Source organism: Sporosarcina sp. FSL W8-0480 (genome assembly GCF_037963765.1).
In the GTDB taxonomy this organism is placed as follows: domain Bacteria; phylum Bacillota; class Bacilli; order Bacillales_A; family Planococcaceae; genus Sporosarcina.
The window spans coordinates 196,315-212,501 of the sequence record NZ_CP150166.1; the positions used below are offsets into that span (position 1 = coordinate 196,315).

General features: G+C 43.5%; 15 protein-coding genes. 7 read left to right on the forward strand and 8 right to left on the reverse strand.

Features of this window, described 5'->3' with window-relative positions; genetic code table 11:
* Positions 1–71: 71 nt before the first annotated feature.
* The 4 genes from NSQ43_RS00985 to NSQ43_RS01000 all read right to left on the reverse strand — a co-directional run bounded on the left by NSQ43_RS00985 (position 72) and on the right by NSQ43_RS01000 (position 4,720).
* A complete protein-coding gene (locus NSQ43_RS00985) occupies positions 72–1,355 on the reverse strand; it encodes a DUF4139 domain-containing protein (protein WP_339252280.1) in 1,284 nt (427 codons plus the stop codon).
* A gap of 266 nt (positions 1,356–1,621) precedes the next feature.
* On the reverse strand, positions 1,622–2,770 hold the full coding sequence (locus NSQ43_RS00990) for an acyl-CoA dehydrogenase family protein (protein ID WP_339252282.1): 1,149 nt from the start codon (positions 2,768–2,770) through the stop codon (positions 1,622–1,624).
* Between the two features lie 15 nt (positions 2,771–2,785).
* Positions 2,786–3,556, reverse strand: a complete 771-nt coding sequence (locus tag NSQ43_RS00995) for a 3-hydroxyacyl-CoA dehydrogenase (protein WP_339252284.1) — start codon at positions 3,554–3,556, stop codon at positions 2,786–2,788.
* Between the two features lie 15 nt (positions 3,557–3,571).
* A complete protein-coding gene (locus NSQ43_RS01000) occupies positions 3,572–4,720 on the reverse strand; it encodes a thiolase family protein (protein ID WP_339252286.1) in 1,149 nt (382 codons plus the stop codon).
* A 200-nt stretch (positions 4,721–4,920) separates the two neighbouring features.
* Here NSQ43_RS01000 and NSQ43_RS01005 point away from each other — a divergent pair, with 200 nt between their 5' ends.
* The 5 genes from NSQ43_RS01005 (at position 4,921) to NSQ43_RS01025 (ending at position 8,343) form a co-directional block, all read left to right on the forward strand.
* Positions 4,921–5,274 (forward strand): ABC transporter permease, encoded by a 354-nt coding sequence (locus NSQ43_RS01005; RefSeq protein WP_339252288.1) that lies wholly within the window; start codon positions 4,921–4,923, stop codon positions 5,272–5,274.
* A gap of 13 nt (positions 5,275–5,287) precedes the next feature.
* On the forward strand, positions 5,288–5,926 hold the full coding sequence (locus NSQ43_RS01010; RefSeq protein WP_339252289.1) for a PspA/IM30 family protein: 639 nt from the start codon (positions 5,288–5,290) through the stop codon (positions 5,924–5,926).
* A gap of 65 nt (positions 5,927–5,991) precedes the next feature.
* On the forward strand, positions 5,992–6,693 hold the full coding sequence (liaF, locus tag NSQ43_RS01015; RefSeq protein ID WP_339252291.1) for a cell wall-active antibiotics response protein LiaF: 702 nt from the start codon (positions 5,992–5,994) through the stop codon (positions 6,691–6,693).
* Entirely contained in the window at positions 6,690–7,736 is a 1,047-nt protein-coding gene (locus tag NSQ43_RS01020) for a sensor histidine kinase (protein ID WP_339252292.1), read from the forward strand. The genes liaF and NSQ43_RS01020 overlap by 4 nt, the downstream gene beginning before the upstream one ends.
* The gene (locus tag NSQ43_RS01025; RefSeq protein ID WP_339252293.1) at positions 7,711–8,343 is read left to right on the forward strand and encodes a response regulator transcription factor; all 633 of its coding nucleotides are present in this window, start codon (positions 7,711–7,713) and stop codon (positions 8,341–8,343) included. Before NSQ43_RS01020 ends, NSQ43_RS01025 begins: the two co-directional genes overlap by 26 nt.
* A gap of 43 nt (positions 8,344–8,386) precedes the next feature.
* On the opposite strand, the gene NSQ43_RS01030 is transcribed toward NSQ43_RS01025, so the two are convergent.
* Together NSQ43_RS01030 and NSQ43_RS01035 are read right to left on the reverse strand one after the other, a co-directional pair.
* Positions 8,387–10,207, reverse strand: a complete 1,821-nt coding sequence (locus NSQ43_RS01030) for a mechanosensitive ion channel (protein ID WP_339252294.1) — start codon at positions 10,205–10,207, stop codon at positions 8,387–8,389.
* A 166-nt stretch (positions 10,208–10,373) separates the two neighbouring features.
* On the reverse strand, positions 10,374–13,460 hold the full coding sequence (locus tag NSQ43_RS01035; protein WP_339252295.1) for an efflux RND transporter permease subunit: 3,087 nt from the start codon (positions 13,458–13,460) through the stop codon (positions 10,374–10,376).
* Between the two features lie 98 nt (positions 13,461–13,558).
* Here NSQ43_RS01035 and NSQ43_RS01040 point away from each other — a divergent pair, with 98 nt between their 5' ends.
* Positions 13,559–14,395: a TetR/AcrR family transcriptional regulator gene (locus tag NSQ43_RS01040; protein ID WP_339252297.1), complete on the forward strand. Its 837-nt coding sequence runs from the start codon at positions 13,559–13,561 to the stop codon at positions 14,393–14,395.
* Positions 14,396–14,441: 46 nt separating this feature from the next.
* Here the strand turns inward: NSQ43_RS01040 and NSQ43_RS01045 are convergent, their stop codons facing one another.
* Together NSQ43_RS01045 and NSQ43_RS01050 are read right to left on the reverse strand one after the other, a co-directional pair.
* Positions 14,442–14,906, reverse strand: coding sequence for a DinB family protein (locus NSQ43_RS01045; protein ID WP_339252299.1), 465 nt, complete (start codon positions 14,904–14,906; stop codon positions 14,442–14,444).
* Between the two features lie 74 nt (positions 14,907–14,980).
* Entirely contained in the window at positions 14,981–15,313 is a 333-nt protein-coding gene (locus tag NSQ43_RS01050) for a hypothetical protein (protein WP_339252301.1), read from the reverse strand.
* Between the two features lie 184 nt (positions 15,314–15,497).
* On the opposite strand from NSQ43_RS01050, the gene NSQ43_RS01055 reads away from it, so the two are divergent.
* A complete protein-coding gene (locus NSQ43_RS01055; protein WP_339252303.1) occupies positions 15,498–16,148 on the forward strand; it encodes a CPBP family intramembrane glutamic endopeptidase in 651 nt (216 codons plus the stop codon).
* Positions 16,149–16,187 lie beyond the last annotated feature (39 nt).

Consider the following 16,187-nt stretch of genomic DNA (forward strand, 5'->3'; position numbering starts at 1 on the left):
CAAAGTTCATCGATATTCTTATAGGTACAATTATAATAGAAGAAACTTTTAGTTAGGTGTAAAAATTATTATTAAAAACCAATTGTTCTTCTTGCAGACCGGTCATGACGGATAGTGAATTTCACGGTTTCCTCTTTATTCACAGGTACATGTACAGGAAGCAAGATTTTATCGCGCTTTTTATTCCACTTATGCGACGACTCATCCACTGTCCACAAGTGTCCGGGAATCTGCTGACGAATTACCGCTTCTATTGGCGTTTCTTTCGTATTGCAAATTGTATATTCATACTCCGTGTACTCATAGCCGCCTTCTTTATATTTTCCGGACTTTTTACTATTTACTTTTATGTCGCACGCCTCACCGGATTTTAATCGAATCTTTTCGCCAGCCTCCGTATGTTTAATGCGATATTCTCCGATAAATTCTGCACTTCCGTCCTGCGGACTCGTTCGGTACATCTTAAAAACACCCGCTGGCAATGGAAATCCAAGACCATTTTCCACCGTATTGTCAAATTCAATGAAAATATCCGGATTTGATGTCTGTTCGTTTATCTCATAAACCATTCGTGCTTGCGATTTTGTTGACGAAAGAAGGCGTAGTTGTTTCTGTTGACGATCTTCCAAGTTAATCTGCTTCGGGAAAGTGTATGTGTGAAAGTCTGAAAACGCATCTGCAGTCGATTTTTCATTCTTGGATAACTCTTTACTTTTCTCTTCAGTTTCATTTCCGGCCTTGCTTAGCTTCCCTGAAATGAGACGAAGTTTTGTGTCGTTGAAAGTGACACCGGAATAATTTTTCATCGTCAGCCAGCCCGAAAGGTCAAATTGGTCACCATGTAAAGAGATGACATAATCCGCCTTCCACGAGACGCCGCCCGTCAGGTAGGATACACACACTTCCTCACTTCTTTGCTCTTCGACCTGCCATACCAGCGTCGGTTCTATATGATTCCCACCTTCGATTTCCGGAAATCGAATTTCACCTCTTGGATTGATGATGAGCTCATTCGTTTCAACATCTTGCACGACTATCGGTCCATTTGCACGTAAAAGTGTGTACTTGCGATCCGCTTTTGAATAGGGGTCTTTCATGATTAATTGACGACCAAGATATCTCTCATAAATCCTTAATTCATCCATCAAATCATACTCATAGACAAGCTCCGATACGTCGGCCCCTTCTACGATAACGGAATCCTTGTCGAGCCTTTTAGACACACCAATAAAATGAACCCAATCATTTTTTTGAACCTGAGGAATTGGACGAGTGTCTTTCACAAGCGCAAAACCATCACTGTATACGGTCAGGGAACAGGATGTAATAGTAGATTTTGGAATTTGAATTGGCATAATTGAACCTCCTAGTTGAATGCTCATTTCTGTAAACTCTCCAATAAGTACGCTCAATATACGCTATTCCCTGTTATGGTGGAATTAAAGCCAATGGAGTGAAAATTTTATCACCGACACGCCAGCTTTAATCAGCTCCAATGGCTTTTTCACCGAATCTCGGGAGTTTACCACCACTCACCCAATAATATAGCGGGTTTTTCCATTTAAATAGCCACCCGCAGCAGCGGGTGGCTTCATTCCTCACACTTTCATCACATGCCCTTTTATAATCCCATATTCTTAGCGATAATCATTTTCATAATTTCATTCGTCCCGGCGTAAATTGACGCAACCGGGATATCACGATACCTTCTTGCAATCTTGTATTCTTCCATATATCCATAGCCCCCGTGAAGCTGCATACATTCTGCAGATATTTCGCGCGCCGTCTCGGTTATCCAATACTTTGCCATGGATACTTTCGTTACGACGTCCTTTCCTGCTATATGGTCCTCAATGAGAGATTCAAGAAATGTCTTTCCCAGTTCAACTTTCGTCGCGATTTCAGCAAGCTTGAACTGCGTATTTTGGAATGAACCGACCGGTTTCCCGAATGCCTCACGTGATTTCACATAATCGAGTGTCATTTGAAGCATATCTTCGGAAGCCGTCTGCGCGGCAAACGCAACAACCAATCTTTCCTGCTGAAGCTTTTCCATTAGATAGCTGAAGCCCTTCCCCTCTTCGCCGATCAAATTGGCAAAGGGAACTCGACAATCTTCAAAATATAATTCGGCGGTATCCTGTGAGTGCATGCCGACCTTGTCAAGCTTCCTTCCTTTTGTAAATCCGGGTGTCCCCTCTTCAATCATCAGTAAACTGATTCCCCGATGTTTCGGCTCAGCCTGCGGATTCGTTTTAACAACGACGAGGAACAGGTTCCCATTCACGCCATTTGTAATAAATGTTTTTTGGCCATTTACAATATAATGATCGCCGTCCTTGATGGCGGTTGTCTGGATATTAGCAAGATCCGAACCCGTCCCCGGTTCCGTCATCGCTACACCGGTTATCCAATCCGCCGATATGCAACCCGGCAACCATCGTTTCTTCTGCTCCTCCGACCCGAAAGATTCAATATAGGGAACGACGATATCATTATGTAAACCGACACCTGTCAACCCCGCCCCGATACGTTCCATTTCTTCGCCGATGATGACTCCATAGCTAAAGTCGAGCCCGAGGCCCCCGTATTGTTCCTCCACTTGTGGACAAAGGAAACCCATTTCGCCAAGCCTTCGCCAAAAACTGATAGGAACGAGTCGGTTCTTTTCCCATTCATCGTAATACGGAGCCGCCTCTTTCAGTAGGAATTTCCGAAGCGTCTCCCTGAACAAGACATGTTCATCCGTTTCAAATCGATAGCGCGCCATTGAACACCCCTCCTCTTATTTCGCCTGCATCCGAATGGCTCCGTCCAGTCTGATTACTTCGCCATTCAACAACGGATTCGTGAAGATGCTTTCCACCAATTTTGCATACTCATCTGGACGACCAAGTCGTTTGGGGAATAATGTCATTTCCACCAGTGCATGTTGGGCAGGTTCAGGTAGGCCTGCGAATAAAGGCGTCTCGACAAGACCCGGTGCAATCGTCATTACACGGATACCAGATGACGCAAATTCCCTTGCAATCGGCAATGTCATTCCAACGACACCGCCTTTTGATGCACTGTATGCCGCTTGCCCGATTTGTCCTTCGAATGCCGCAACAGAAGCTGTGTTGACGATTACTCCGCGCTCTCCATCCTCATTCGGTTCATTTTCCATCATGGCTGCTGCCGCAATCCGGATTACATTGAACGTTCCTACTAAATTCACTTGGATGACCTGTTCAAAACGTTCAAGCGCCATCGGTCCACCTTTCGACACCACTTTCCCTGGCGTCGCAATCCCTGCACAATTCACGACCGCGTTCACTTTTCCAAATGTGGAAACCGCCTCAGCTACATTTCGTTCAACCTCGCTCGAACTTGCTACATTTGTTTTAAGGAATAAAACAGAGTCCTTCCCCAACTCCCCGACCAAAGCTTGACCCCGTTCTTCATTCAGATCAAAAATGGCAACCTTTCCGCCGTTAGATACGATTCTTCTTGTTGTCGCCTCCCCTAAACCCGAAGCTCCACCCGTAACAATTGCCACAGTATCTTTCATTTCCATTTGTACATCCCCCTTTTACAAACGTTCGATAATCGTTGCGTTCGCCATTCCCATTCCTTCGCAAATCGCAAGCAATCCGTACTTCCCGCCCGTCCGATGAAGTTCATTCACCAAGGATACAAGTAACTTTGTCCCGGTTGCTCCAAGTGGATGGCCAAGTGCAATCGCACCGCCGTTCGGATTGAGTTTTTCAGGATTCGCACCCGTTTCCTTGAGCCATGCAAGCGGTACAGGAGCAAATGCTTCATTCACTTCGTAAACGTCCATATCTTCTATAGAAAGGTTGGCTTTCTCTAACACTTTTTTCGTTGCTTCTATTGGCCCCGTTAGCATCAATGTCGGGTCAGATCCGACAACCGTACGAGCGACAATCCGGGCAAGCGGCTTAATACCATGCTCTTCCGCCTTCTCTTTCGACATGAGCAAGACCGCCGAAGCTCCATCACTCATTTGACTGGCGTTCCCTGCAGTAATGACGCCATTTTCGTCGAATACTGTCTTCAGTCCAGCGAGCACTTCGGGTGTGGAATCTGGACGCGGACCTTCATCTTTCGCTACGGTATCAACAACACCATCGGCGCGATTCACAACAACCGGCACAATTTCGGCTTCGAATTTACCTTCTACAATAGCCCGTATTGCTTTTTGATGGCTTTCATACGAAAAATGATCAAGCTCCTCACGGGATAGTCCCCATTTTTCAGCGATTCGTTCTGCGGAAAGTCCTTGGTTGATGATTTCATGTTTTTCGGTAAGCCTTGAGCTTGGCTTTACGTTTGCGATAGTTGAAAGCATCGGCACCCTCGTCATGCTTTCAACTCCACCTGCAATGACGATTTCCATATCCCCCGACGCAATTGCCTGAGAAGCGAAATGTACAGCTTGTTGACTTGACCCGCATTGTCGGTCGATTGTTACACCCGGCACATGAACCGGGAATCCGGCAATCAATGCTGCGGTTCTCGCGATATTCCCTCCCTGTTCTCCCGTTTGGGTGACACATCCTAAAATGACGTCTTCTACTTCACTTTTATCGATTTTTGCTCTATTCATTAATTCTTCAAGGACGACTGCAGCGAGTTCGTCTGGCCGGTAGTCCGAAAAACCGCCTTTCCTTCTCGCAACTGCAGTCCTTACACCTTCTATAATTACAACTTCTCTCAAACCTACACCCCATTCTCTGAATAGATTGATAGTTCGTATAGTTATAGGTTACAGGAAGTCTCCATCAATTTCCACCGCGTAATTTGTTGGTCTATATAGAGAATCAGTCTCAGGTCGTAGATGAATATCCGCATTACGCCCGTTTGGACGAGTCGAAATCGATTGTATGATGTAGATACAACGAAAGGAGGAACAACAAAATGAAAAAATTTGGTCTGGCGATACTTGGCATTGTGGCAGCTATCGTTGTTCTTGCAAACTTAGGGTCGATTTTAGGGTTGGCGATTTCCGCATTGATCGCTTTTGCGGGGGTTCATTATTACAGGAAGACTGATTCCACGTTCCTGAAACTATTCTGGGGAACTGTGCTCGTTATCGGCTTGGTGACTGCTGTTACAAATATTCCAGCGTTCATCGGCATCATCGCTTTCCTTGGCGTCTACTATGTGTGGCGCAATTGGAATGATAAGAAAAACGATAATGTAATCGATGCAAAGTATTCCGATGATCCATTCGTCAATTTCGAACGCCAATGGGATGAAATTACAAAATAAGGAGGAAGCTATTATGAATACATTATGGAACAGGATTAAATACACGGTGCAAGCTGATTTACATTCAATGTTAGACAAGAAGGAATCGAAAAACCCAATTGCAATGTTGAACCAGTACGTTAAGGAAGCAGAGAAGCAAACGGAATCGGTTGGAAAGCTTTTGGAACGCCAGGGGAAATTGAAGGTAGCGCTTGAAAAGGAATATGCAGAAGCGAAAACAATGTTGGATAAACGCCGCAACCAGTTGGCGCTTGCGGAGTCAATAGGCGAGGAAGATCTTGTTGCATTTGCACAGGATGAGGTGCAAGCTTACGAAACACGCGCTGCTGAGCTAACGAATAGCATAACTGATTCAGCGAAGGAATTGGTTGCGTTAGAGCGGAAGTTCGAGGAAATGAAACATAAAGTGAAAGACATGAAAGTGCGCCAACTCCAATTGATGGGGAAAGAAAACGTCACACGTGCCCATCGCCGAATGGATCAATTCATCTCACCAGAAAATGGTGACAAACAAGTTTCTAGTGTTGAGGAAATGAATTCCTATATCGAAAACCTTGGCGGAAAAATTAATCATGAGTTCGAATCTTCCTCAATGGAGCGTAGATTGGAATTACTTGAGAAAAATGCTACAACAAAAGCGGAAATTGTGTAAACTATAGACAATGGGAAGGTACCTACCTTCCCTCTTTCATCTGACATCAAGAAGGGGGAATTAAAATGAAGAAGCTTGAAACGAACAAGGTGATATTTTGGATTGCCGCATTTCTATGTCTTATTTTTGTAGAGACTACATTTCTGTCAAACGGTAATTTCATCTTCCTCCTTCTTGGTGCCGGATTTATTTATTACGGCTTTAAAAAGCGTTCGAAATGGATGACTTTTTTAGGCATCTTTTTCATAATAATGGCGTTGATGACGTTGTGGAGTTTGCGAATGTTGCTGTTCACTGCGTTCGTCTATGTTTTATACCATCTATGGAAAGGAGTTCCGGCGGAGCAAATTATGCGTCCGTTGAAAGAATTCAAACAGGCGACGCCGAACGGCATATGGAAAAACAAATGGTTTTCAACTCAAACTTCCCCCTTTTCATCTTATGAATGGGAAGACATCCAGATTCAAGGCTTCTTCGGAGATATTCATGTAGACGTTACGGATACAGTCCTGCCAAAAGGGACATCATTCATTTCCATCCGACAAGGTTTCGGTAGGATTAAGATTGACTTGCCTTATGAAATTCCAGTGCGCATCCATTACAACACATTGTTCGGAGAGGCGCGGATCCTTGACCTTAGTCCGAAACGTATGCTCAATGAGACACTTCATTTCAAAGATGGCTATGAAGGAGAAATCGGGGATCGTGCAGAGCTGATCATCTCCCTTGCGACGTGGATTGGTGATATTGAGGTGGTGCGGAAATGAAGAATCTGTTCGGACGCAGCCTCTCATTAACCTTAATCTTCATCGCCATTACGGCACTTTATTTCTATCTAATCATCGACCTTCCGTTGGGTGAGGTCGGATTTCTCTTTTATGAAATCCAGTATGCGAACGTTCCGTTAGGTGCCTGGATTATTATCACATGCATAGCGCTTAGTAGTTGGATTGCCATCTGGATGGGAAGCATTGGCCGGTCGAAGGAAAAAGCGTTTGAGCAACAACTGACGGGATTGATTCAAAGTGAAGAACCGGTAAAAATCAGTAAAAAGTTTTCACCTAAGATTGATAGAACGCTTGAGGACGTCTCCAATATTTTGATAACGCAGCGTAAAAGCTTACAGCGCATAACCGATGAACGGGCAGAAGCACAAGATAAATTAATACAAGAGCAGATTGTCCAGGAACGTCAGCGTCTTGCCCGGGAACTGCATGATTCCGTTTCTCAGCAGCTTTTTGCTGCATCGATGCTTATGTCCGCGATTAATGAGCAGGAGCATGAAAAGTCGATAGCGAAGCCACTTTTACAGGTGGAACGCATGGTGCAGCAGGCACAACTTGAGATGCGGGCGTTATTACTTCATTTGCGACCAGCTGCCTTAAATGATAAATCACTCGCTGAAGGACTTGAGGAACTATTAGTCGAATTAAAAGAAAAGGTTTCGTTCGACATCCGATACCGATTGGAAGAGGTGTCGCTATCGAAGGGCGCAGAGGATCATTTATTCCGCATTGCGCAAGAAACGTTGTCGAATACATTGCGTCACGCACAGGCGACGGAAGTCGATGTCCTTTTCGTTGAACGGGATGGATTGGCCATTTTCCGTGTTCAGGATAATGGCGTCGGGTTCCAGGAAACCGATAGTAAAGGCGGTTCTTACGGCTTGCAAAACGTAAAAGAGCGGGCGATTGAAATCGGTGGTACTTGTAAAATTGTTTCTGTACCTTCACAAGGTACGATTGTCGAAGTAAAATTGCCTACGAAAAAGGGGGATGAGTTGGGTGATTCGGATTCTATTAGCGGATGATCATGAAATGGTGAGAATAGGCGTTTCCGCTTATTTACAGACGCAACCAGATATGGAAGTCGTCGACGAGGCGGTCAATGGAAAAGAGGCCGTGGAAAAAGCTCTTGAGTTAAGGCCTGATATCATTTTAATGGATATGGTGATGCCGGAAATGAACGGCGCTGAGGCGACTGCGGCGATCATCAAGCAATGGCCAGAAGCGAAAATCGTTATTGTCACCAGTTTCTTGGATGACGATAAAGTATACCCCGCCCTCGAAGCTGGGGCAATTAGCTACATATTGAAGACATCCAATGCAAAACGAATTGCCGAAGCCATCCGTGACACTTTGAAGGGCCAGACCGTTTTGGAGCCAGAAGTGACATCGAAAATGATGCAGAAAATGAGGACCGGCAATTCGCATCGGTTGCATGATGATTTGACAGAGCGGGAGTTAGAGATTCTTCTTTTACTCGCAAAAGGCAAAACGAATCAGGAGATTGCGGATGAGCTGTTTATTGCATTGAAAACCGTGAAGACGCATGTGAGTAATTTATTGTCGAAACTTGAAGTTCAGGATCGGACACAGGCGGTTATTTATGCGTTTAAGAATGATTTGGTGGAATGAGTTAAGCTGCTTGCCATGAAATTGGCAAGCAGCTTTTTTATAATTACTTATCAGGATTATTTCCACGGTTCGGATCATAAGGGTACTCTTCACCCGGATCCGTCGTATTGTATCCGTCCGTTTGATTGAAACGTGTTGGATCATTTTCTTCAAAGGCATCAGATGTGTTTGAATCGGCTGGATCAGACAATGGAAGTTCATCTGAAAAAGTTTGACCCGTACGTGGTTCATAGTCTTGTTTAGTCGGATATCCATTGTTCCCAACTGGAGGGACATGGTCCTCTTTAGTCGTTTCATCCACGGCACGCTGTGCTTTATTCGCAGACCTCTTAGCCTCGCGCTTCATCTCACTCTTCTCCTGCTCCCATTTCTCTTTCGACACATCCGCCTCTTGCAAACTACCTTCCATTTTCGTCAAATATCGGGAGGCATGTTCACGTCCGCCTAAACCGAATGCGAGCCCGAATGCGAGTGCAGCACCTCCAAGAATGAGGATGAATGCCGCATTGATGATGGCTGGCGCAATACCTAACTGGCTCAACGCCATGAAGAACGCGAACGCCAAAATCGCATATTTCGCTACATATCGCAAAACATGTGGCGACCCTGATTTCGTTGTGAGGATGCTTCCGACAAATTTCTCAGATAGGTTCGCTAACCAGAATCCGATCGCCAAGATGACGACTGCCGCAACGACCATCGGCAAGTATGCGAAAATACCAGTTGCTAATGTCACCATGAACGTCAAGTTCAGTAGCTGTAGTGCTTCAACAACGAACAGTAAGATGACGATCACTTGAACAATCGTTCCAATGATTTGGGAGAATGAAGGCGTTGTTGCTTTAGAGCGTACACCCATCTTCCCGAAAATCGAGTTGATCCCCAAATTATCGAGTAACGAAATGACGATACCCTTTACCCATTTCGCCAAATAAATTCCGACAAGTACAAGTACAATGGCGACAGCAATTTTCGGCAGCATTGTCATAATGTCATTTAACATGGCGATTGCCGGTTGCGAAATACCTTCCAAATCCAGTACTTCAAGTGCGGAAATCGTTACAGGGATCATAATCAGAACAAAAACGATTGTGCCGACAATGCCCGAAATACTTGTTGATTTCCCTTGTCCTGAAGAAAGCTTTAACTTATGCGAGAACCGGTCGACGCCAACCGACTCAAGCAGCTTCGTAACAATCGTTCGGATGATTTTTGCGACCACCCAGCCAACTGCGAAGATTAACGCTGCTCCGACAAGTTTCGGAATGAAATTCATGAAGCTTGAAAGCATTCCCTCGAATGGACCACTAATTCCGCTTAGACCGAGGGCGTGCAATACAGCTGGTACGAAGAGCAACAATACTACGTAAAATGCAATGTTCGCTGCAGTTTCGACCCATTTCGACTTATCGATTTCATCAGGGGATGCCCCTACCTTCGAGACATATTTGTTTAGCTTCATCTTGCCTCCGAGTGCCAAAATTACCTTTTTGACAATCAATGCAAGAACCCACGCAAGTAGCAAGATTAGCCCAGCTTTCAAGATGCTGAGAACCGCCCCGCCAATTCCCGAATACATCGTCATGAAAGGCGAAGCGATCATGGATGCATTCATGATGTTAAAGAAAAGAAGGAAAGCAAGTAAGAGGATTCCAAAGAAAACTACTTTACTGATGATCTTCTCGACATTCCATTTTCCGTCTTTAACATCTAATCGTTCATTGACTCTCGATTTCTTCAATCGTTTGCTGACTGCGTTCTCGACCGCTTTTGCTATGAAGAAGCCGATGAGCAATACGACTAAACCGAGAATCAATTCCGGCAGATAGCTAAGCATGTTTGTAAAATACATATCTCTGTACATTCCGCGTCCTCCAATCAATTAGGTAATCTATTAGTGACTATTCCTATTAATGGGGAGGAGTAAACCTATTAGTCTATAGAAGGCTTGAGCGCGGGGAACAAATTTTATTCAAATAAAAAACAGGCGAAGGAAAACACTATACTCCCCCCGCCTGCCCTATTCATTTTCAATCCTCTTCCAAATCCAAACGATTCTTCTTGAACATCTTCGACAAGATTTCATAAACAATCGGCACAACAATCAGCGTCAGCAATGTTGAACTGATCAAACCGCCGATTACTGTGATTCCCAATCCTTTTGAAATCAAACCGCCGCCTGCTCCATTCCCGATTGCCAATGGAATGAGGGCACCGATTGTCGCGATTGCCGTCATAAGGATCGGACGTAAACGTGTTGCGCCCGCTTCAAGTACAGCTTCACGCATTTTCAAACCAGTACGTTCCATCCGGATGATTCGGTCCACGAGTACGATTGCGTTCGTGACCACGATACCGATCAACATCAAGAGACCCATCATGACCGGAACGGAAATCGTTTCACCCGCAATCAGCAATCCAACAAACGATCCGATGACCGCAAACGGAAGCGAGAATAGAATCGCAAACGGCGCGACACCTTCACGGAATGTGACGACTAAGATGAAGTAGACAATCGCGACCGCAGCAATCATTGCAATACCAAGCTGAGTGAATGCCTCTTCCATGTCAGCCGCAACACCAGCCGTATCGACAGACACGCCTTTCGGCAACTTCTGCTTATCGATTGCTTTATCAACTTCAGACGTTGCTTTAGAAACATCTGCGTCAACTAACTTACCTGTTACAGAAGCATAGAACTGACCTTTGCTTCGGGAAAGCGTATTGAACGTAGATCCTTTTTCAACTTCTACTAAATCTGAAAGCTTCATCGTAGTTCCTAATGCAGTAGGAATCTCAGTTGCCATTAATTCATCAATCGATTTCGGTTGTTCTGCTGCCTTCTGCTTCACGACAACTTCCAACTCATTACGATCTTTACCGATTGTCGTTACGACTTCTTGCGTTCTTGATGGACTAAGCATCATGATGATTTGCCCTGTCGTCAATCCGTATTGCAACAGCTCATCTTGAGTGGTTTTCAGCGTGTATTGAACGTAAGCATCTTCAGCACTTGAAGAAACGTCCTCAATACCTTTTGTTTCGCCTACAACTTTTTCGACCTGTTGAACGGCTTCCTTCAGGCTGCTTAAATCTTCACTATAGAACGTGTAGCTAATTTCATTTGTAGCCATTCCCATGGAGCTGAAATTTTGGCTCTTCCATTCTCCGGACTGGCCAATATTAAATACATAGTCTTCAATTTCTTTACGAACTTCCTGGAAGTTCTCCATATCCGGATCAAAGATCAGGTACATCAATGCACCGTTCGATCCTCCGCCCATCATTGCTGTCATCGGATCAGCACTGTCCATGATGGATAATTGAACGATATCAATATCCTTACGTTTAAGCATTTCCTTTTCGACAACTTCGACGTTTGCCATCGTTTCATCTTGAAGCTCGCCCGTTGCCGGTGTATACGTAATGTACATTACTTTTTCTTCATCGCTTCCCAAGAAACTGAAACCGATTAACGGCATCAACCCTAAGCTGCCCGCCAATAGAACGATAGAAATGATTGACGTAATGACTTTATGGTTCAGCGTCCAAGATAGGACACGTTTATATCCATTCGCCATTTTACCAGCCTCTTTATGCTGGCTATCCGTCTTTTCACCATACAGCTTTTTCTTGAATAGGAAATGTGATAATGCTGGTACGATTGTAATTGCAACAAGCAACGAGGCACCAAGAGCAAATGTCATCGTCAGTGCAAACGGCATGAACAACTCGCCGACCATACCGCCGACGAAGATAAGCGGTGCAAATACCGCAACAGTTACGAGTGTTGAGGACATGATCGGTTTAAACATTTCAATTGTCGCTTCGCGAATCAATGCACGACCTGATAGCTTTTCAGTTTTCAAATGCAACCGTCGGTATATATTTTCCACAACGACAATCGAGTCATCGATAACCCGCCCAATTGCAACTGTAATCGCACCAAGCGTCATAATATTAAGAGTGATATCTAACCAATTTAGCAGTAAAAGTGCCATGAATACTGAAACTGGAATTGAAACGATTGAGATGATTGTTGACTTGAAATCACGCAAGAATAGTAAAATGATCAAAACCGCAATCAATCCACCGAAAAGCGCTTTCTCTACCATTGTAGAAACAGAGGCTTCGATAGGCTCACCTTGGTCAAGCGAAATATCAACTACAAGACCATCAATCGCCTTCTCCTCGTCCTTCATCAACTTCTTCACATTATTAACAACATCAACAGTGTTAGCACGTTGGCCTTTGACAATTTGAATGGCAATCGCATTTTCACCATTTGTACGTGAAATCGACTTCACCCTGCCCACTTTCTCTACTGTTGCGATATCGCCTAATTTCACGAATGGCGAAGGACTATCTTCTGTAGGCGTGACAGGAATAAGCATGCCTTTCAATTCCTCAATTGTCATGAACTTCCCGTCTACTGCGACAGCCTGCTCGCCTTCTTCAAATTCATAAAGACCGAGTGAAACTTCCATATTGCCCGCTTGAAGCATTTGCTTGACTGTATCTTCAGTCAAACCTAACTGAGCCATTTTTTCTTCATCATACGTTAATTGAACTTCTTCGATATGCTGTCCTGAGATTGTTGCCGACGCTACTCCATCTAATTTCTCGATTTTCGGTAGCAAGATATCTTCAACTGTGGAAGTCAATTCTACGATATCTTCTGTTGTACTACTTACGCTTAATGCTACGACAGGCATCATATTCATGCTAATCGCAGTGATGATTGGTTCCTGAGCACCTTCAGGCAAAGTTAATGAATCCATAGCGGATGCCAATGCCCGCTTCGCCTCATCCATATCAATCCCATATTCATATTCCACTTGAATGCTTGCCATATTGGAATTTGAATTGGAGTAAACCGATTTGACATGGTCTAAGTTTTCAACAGCCCTTTCGATAGGTATCGAAACTTCATCCATAACTTGCTCAGGAGTTGCACCTGGATAGACACCCATGACCATTAAGTACGGTATCGAAATATCTGGCAATGTCTCTGTTTTCATCTGTGTTGCGGAATAGACTCCCGACACGGTAATGATAATAGTAAGCAACCAAACTGCTAATTTATTCTTTAGAACAAAATTGACTAAACCTTTCACCCTTACACCTTCCCTATTTGACAAATTGGACTCTGTTTTTTATAGTAATGACTAACCGGTCAATTGTCAATTGAAATACATAGGAGCGATTCGAATATATGGCGAAAAAACAACTAATTATGGAAAAGGCTTTGGAACTTTTTGCGAAGCAAGGATTCGAAGCGACATCTGTACAGCAAATAACGGACCATTGCGGCATCTCCAAAGGGGCTTTCTATTTGTCATTCAAATCGAAGGATGAACTGATTGTTGGATTGATTGATCACTTCTTAAAGGAGTTCACCTCAGATATTGACTACGTAGTCAACCATACAAAGAACAATGGGGATCTGCTTTATAACTTTTACTATACGTCGTTTAATTCGTTTCAAAAACACTCCGACTTCGCAAAAATTCTCATGAAGGAATTAATGCAGTCGTTTGATGAAGAGCTTTTTTCCAAATTTCACACGTATAACAAGTCGTTGGAGACAGTGATTATGGCAATGATTGAACGACTTTACGAAGAAACAGATGAGTATTTGAAATTCGATTTGGCTTTTTGCATTAAAGGCTTTTTGAAAACATATTCCGAATTAATACTGCTCTATAAATTCCCATTGGATATGGACCTATTAATTCGTTCCCTTGTTGAAAAGACAAATCTCCTTGCTAAAAACATGACGATTTCTTTCATTTCGGATGATTTGATAGAGGCTCTTGACCAACCTGTAAATGAGGAGCTACCTTTAGAGAAAATTATTGAAATCGTGGAGAAGAACATTGAGGATATGGAGGATTCCATCGAAAAGGAGTCGTTGATCTTACTAAAGCAAGAATTGTCGAAGCGTACGTTACCTCATGCAATCTTAATGGGTTTATTGGCAAACATTCAGCACCACCCTCACTGCAAATGGTCCGCTTATATACTGCGGAAACATTTTGATAGTAAATAAAAAACGCTTTGGTTCAATTTCCAAAGCGTTTTTCCTTTATTTATATTTATTCTCCAATCGCTCGGTTTAGTCCATGAATGACGCCTGCATGAAGTCCCTCATGCCAAAGAGCGAACTGAATGACCGCATCGACTGTACCCATCGTTAACATATCACCAATTTTGAGAGGTTCAGGCAACACTTCATCAAGCTTTCCTTCCAATTCACCAACAATGCGAGGCAACTGTTCCTGTAATGCAGCTATCAATTCCTCTTTTAAAGGGGCTTGACCTTCCCACTCTGCAGGACTTGTCCCCCTGACAAAGAAGGTTTGCCATTCTTGGTAATGCGGTTCATATGATGGTATTACCATCGAAGTGAAATTTTCTAATGTACAATAAACATGTCCGACATTCCATCGTACCGTATTATTGAACCCTTTTGGCTGCACGTCCCATACGTCATCATTCACTTGCGATAGACGCCCCATCGTATAAATTCTCGCAAACTTCAATTGCTCAATCGTTTTCATTTCCATTCCCCCTTTTCTTCATCATACTAAAAAGGGTATGAAAAGAAAAAGCGGGTATCCTTAAAGGAGTCCGCTTATAAAAGATCTATCGGTTTGTCATTTCTCTTTTGGCTATTCCATTTTTCTCTGGTTACGCTGTCGAATTCCCTATTTTCAATTGGCATCCTTACAGACACTTCATGATCCATTACTTCGAATTCATTGACCAAAGGCTTATTTTCGCTAAAAGCAGAAGGATCATCCATGCCAATTCTGTCTTGTGCGTTCTTACGGAATTCTTTCGTAAAGTTCGAGTCAGCAGGATCCGCTAAAGGTAATTCATACGCTGGTCCAACCCCTTTTCCGGGATGTAAAATCTTTGGTTCCAAATCCTTTTTATTCGGATATTTACCATCAATGATCGTCATATGGATTCCTCCTTTTTCTCCCTTCAAACACGGAAATCCCGCGCTTGGCGAGAGGTGGTTTTTATCTATTCCCTTTCGAATTAAAACCTAAACCTCTTTTTTAAATTTTTCTAAGAGGGAACATCATTTGCTGTTTCACGTCCAGACTACATATGAAAACGGCAAAAAGTTGAGAGGTAATTATATGCAAAAATGGTTCGGAGCTACCTTTCCTGTTTTTTGCATTTTGCTTTTGTTATGGATTGAGCAAAGTGTTGACGTTTCATATGGCGTCAAAACGGCGGCAAAGGTCATACTATTCTTAGGAATCCCTTTCATGTTCTTCCGCTCCACAAAATTTATTTTCCTTCGGTTCAAGAAAACTGATCGAAAAAGTATAAGGCATGCCTTCATTTTAGGGATTTCAGTAATGGCAACCATTATTGGCGCATTCCTATTTTTTCAAGATCTTATCGACATCACTTCGTTGCGGGACGACTTGCTACAATCCGGTATCACGCCTGCTGTGTTTCCATTCATCGCACTTTATATTCTGCTCGGAAACTCAATTATTGAAGAGTTCTTTTTCCGGGGACTATTACCGCACTTATTCGGCCGTGGCGCCATGCGTTTCATCCTGCCTCCGTTCTTTTTCGCCATTTATCATATCGCTATCTTCCTGCCATGGTTTACGCTACCAATTTTACTTTTGGCAGTCGGGGGACTTTGGACAGGCGGGTTAATCTTTCAAATTGCGAATGAAAAATCCCATACCATCCTGCCGTCTTGGATCATACATATGTTTGCGGATCTCGGCATATTACTTATTGGGGTATATATCATTTACTTTTATTAAGTAAAACCTAAAAAATCCGCATGCCCACCAAGTTCCCCG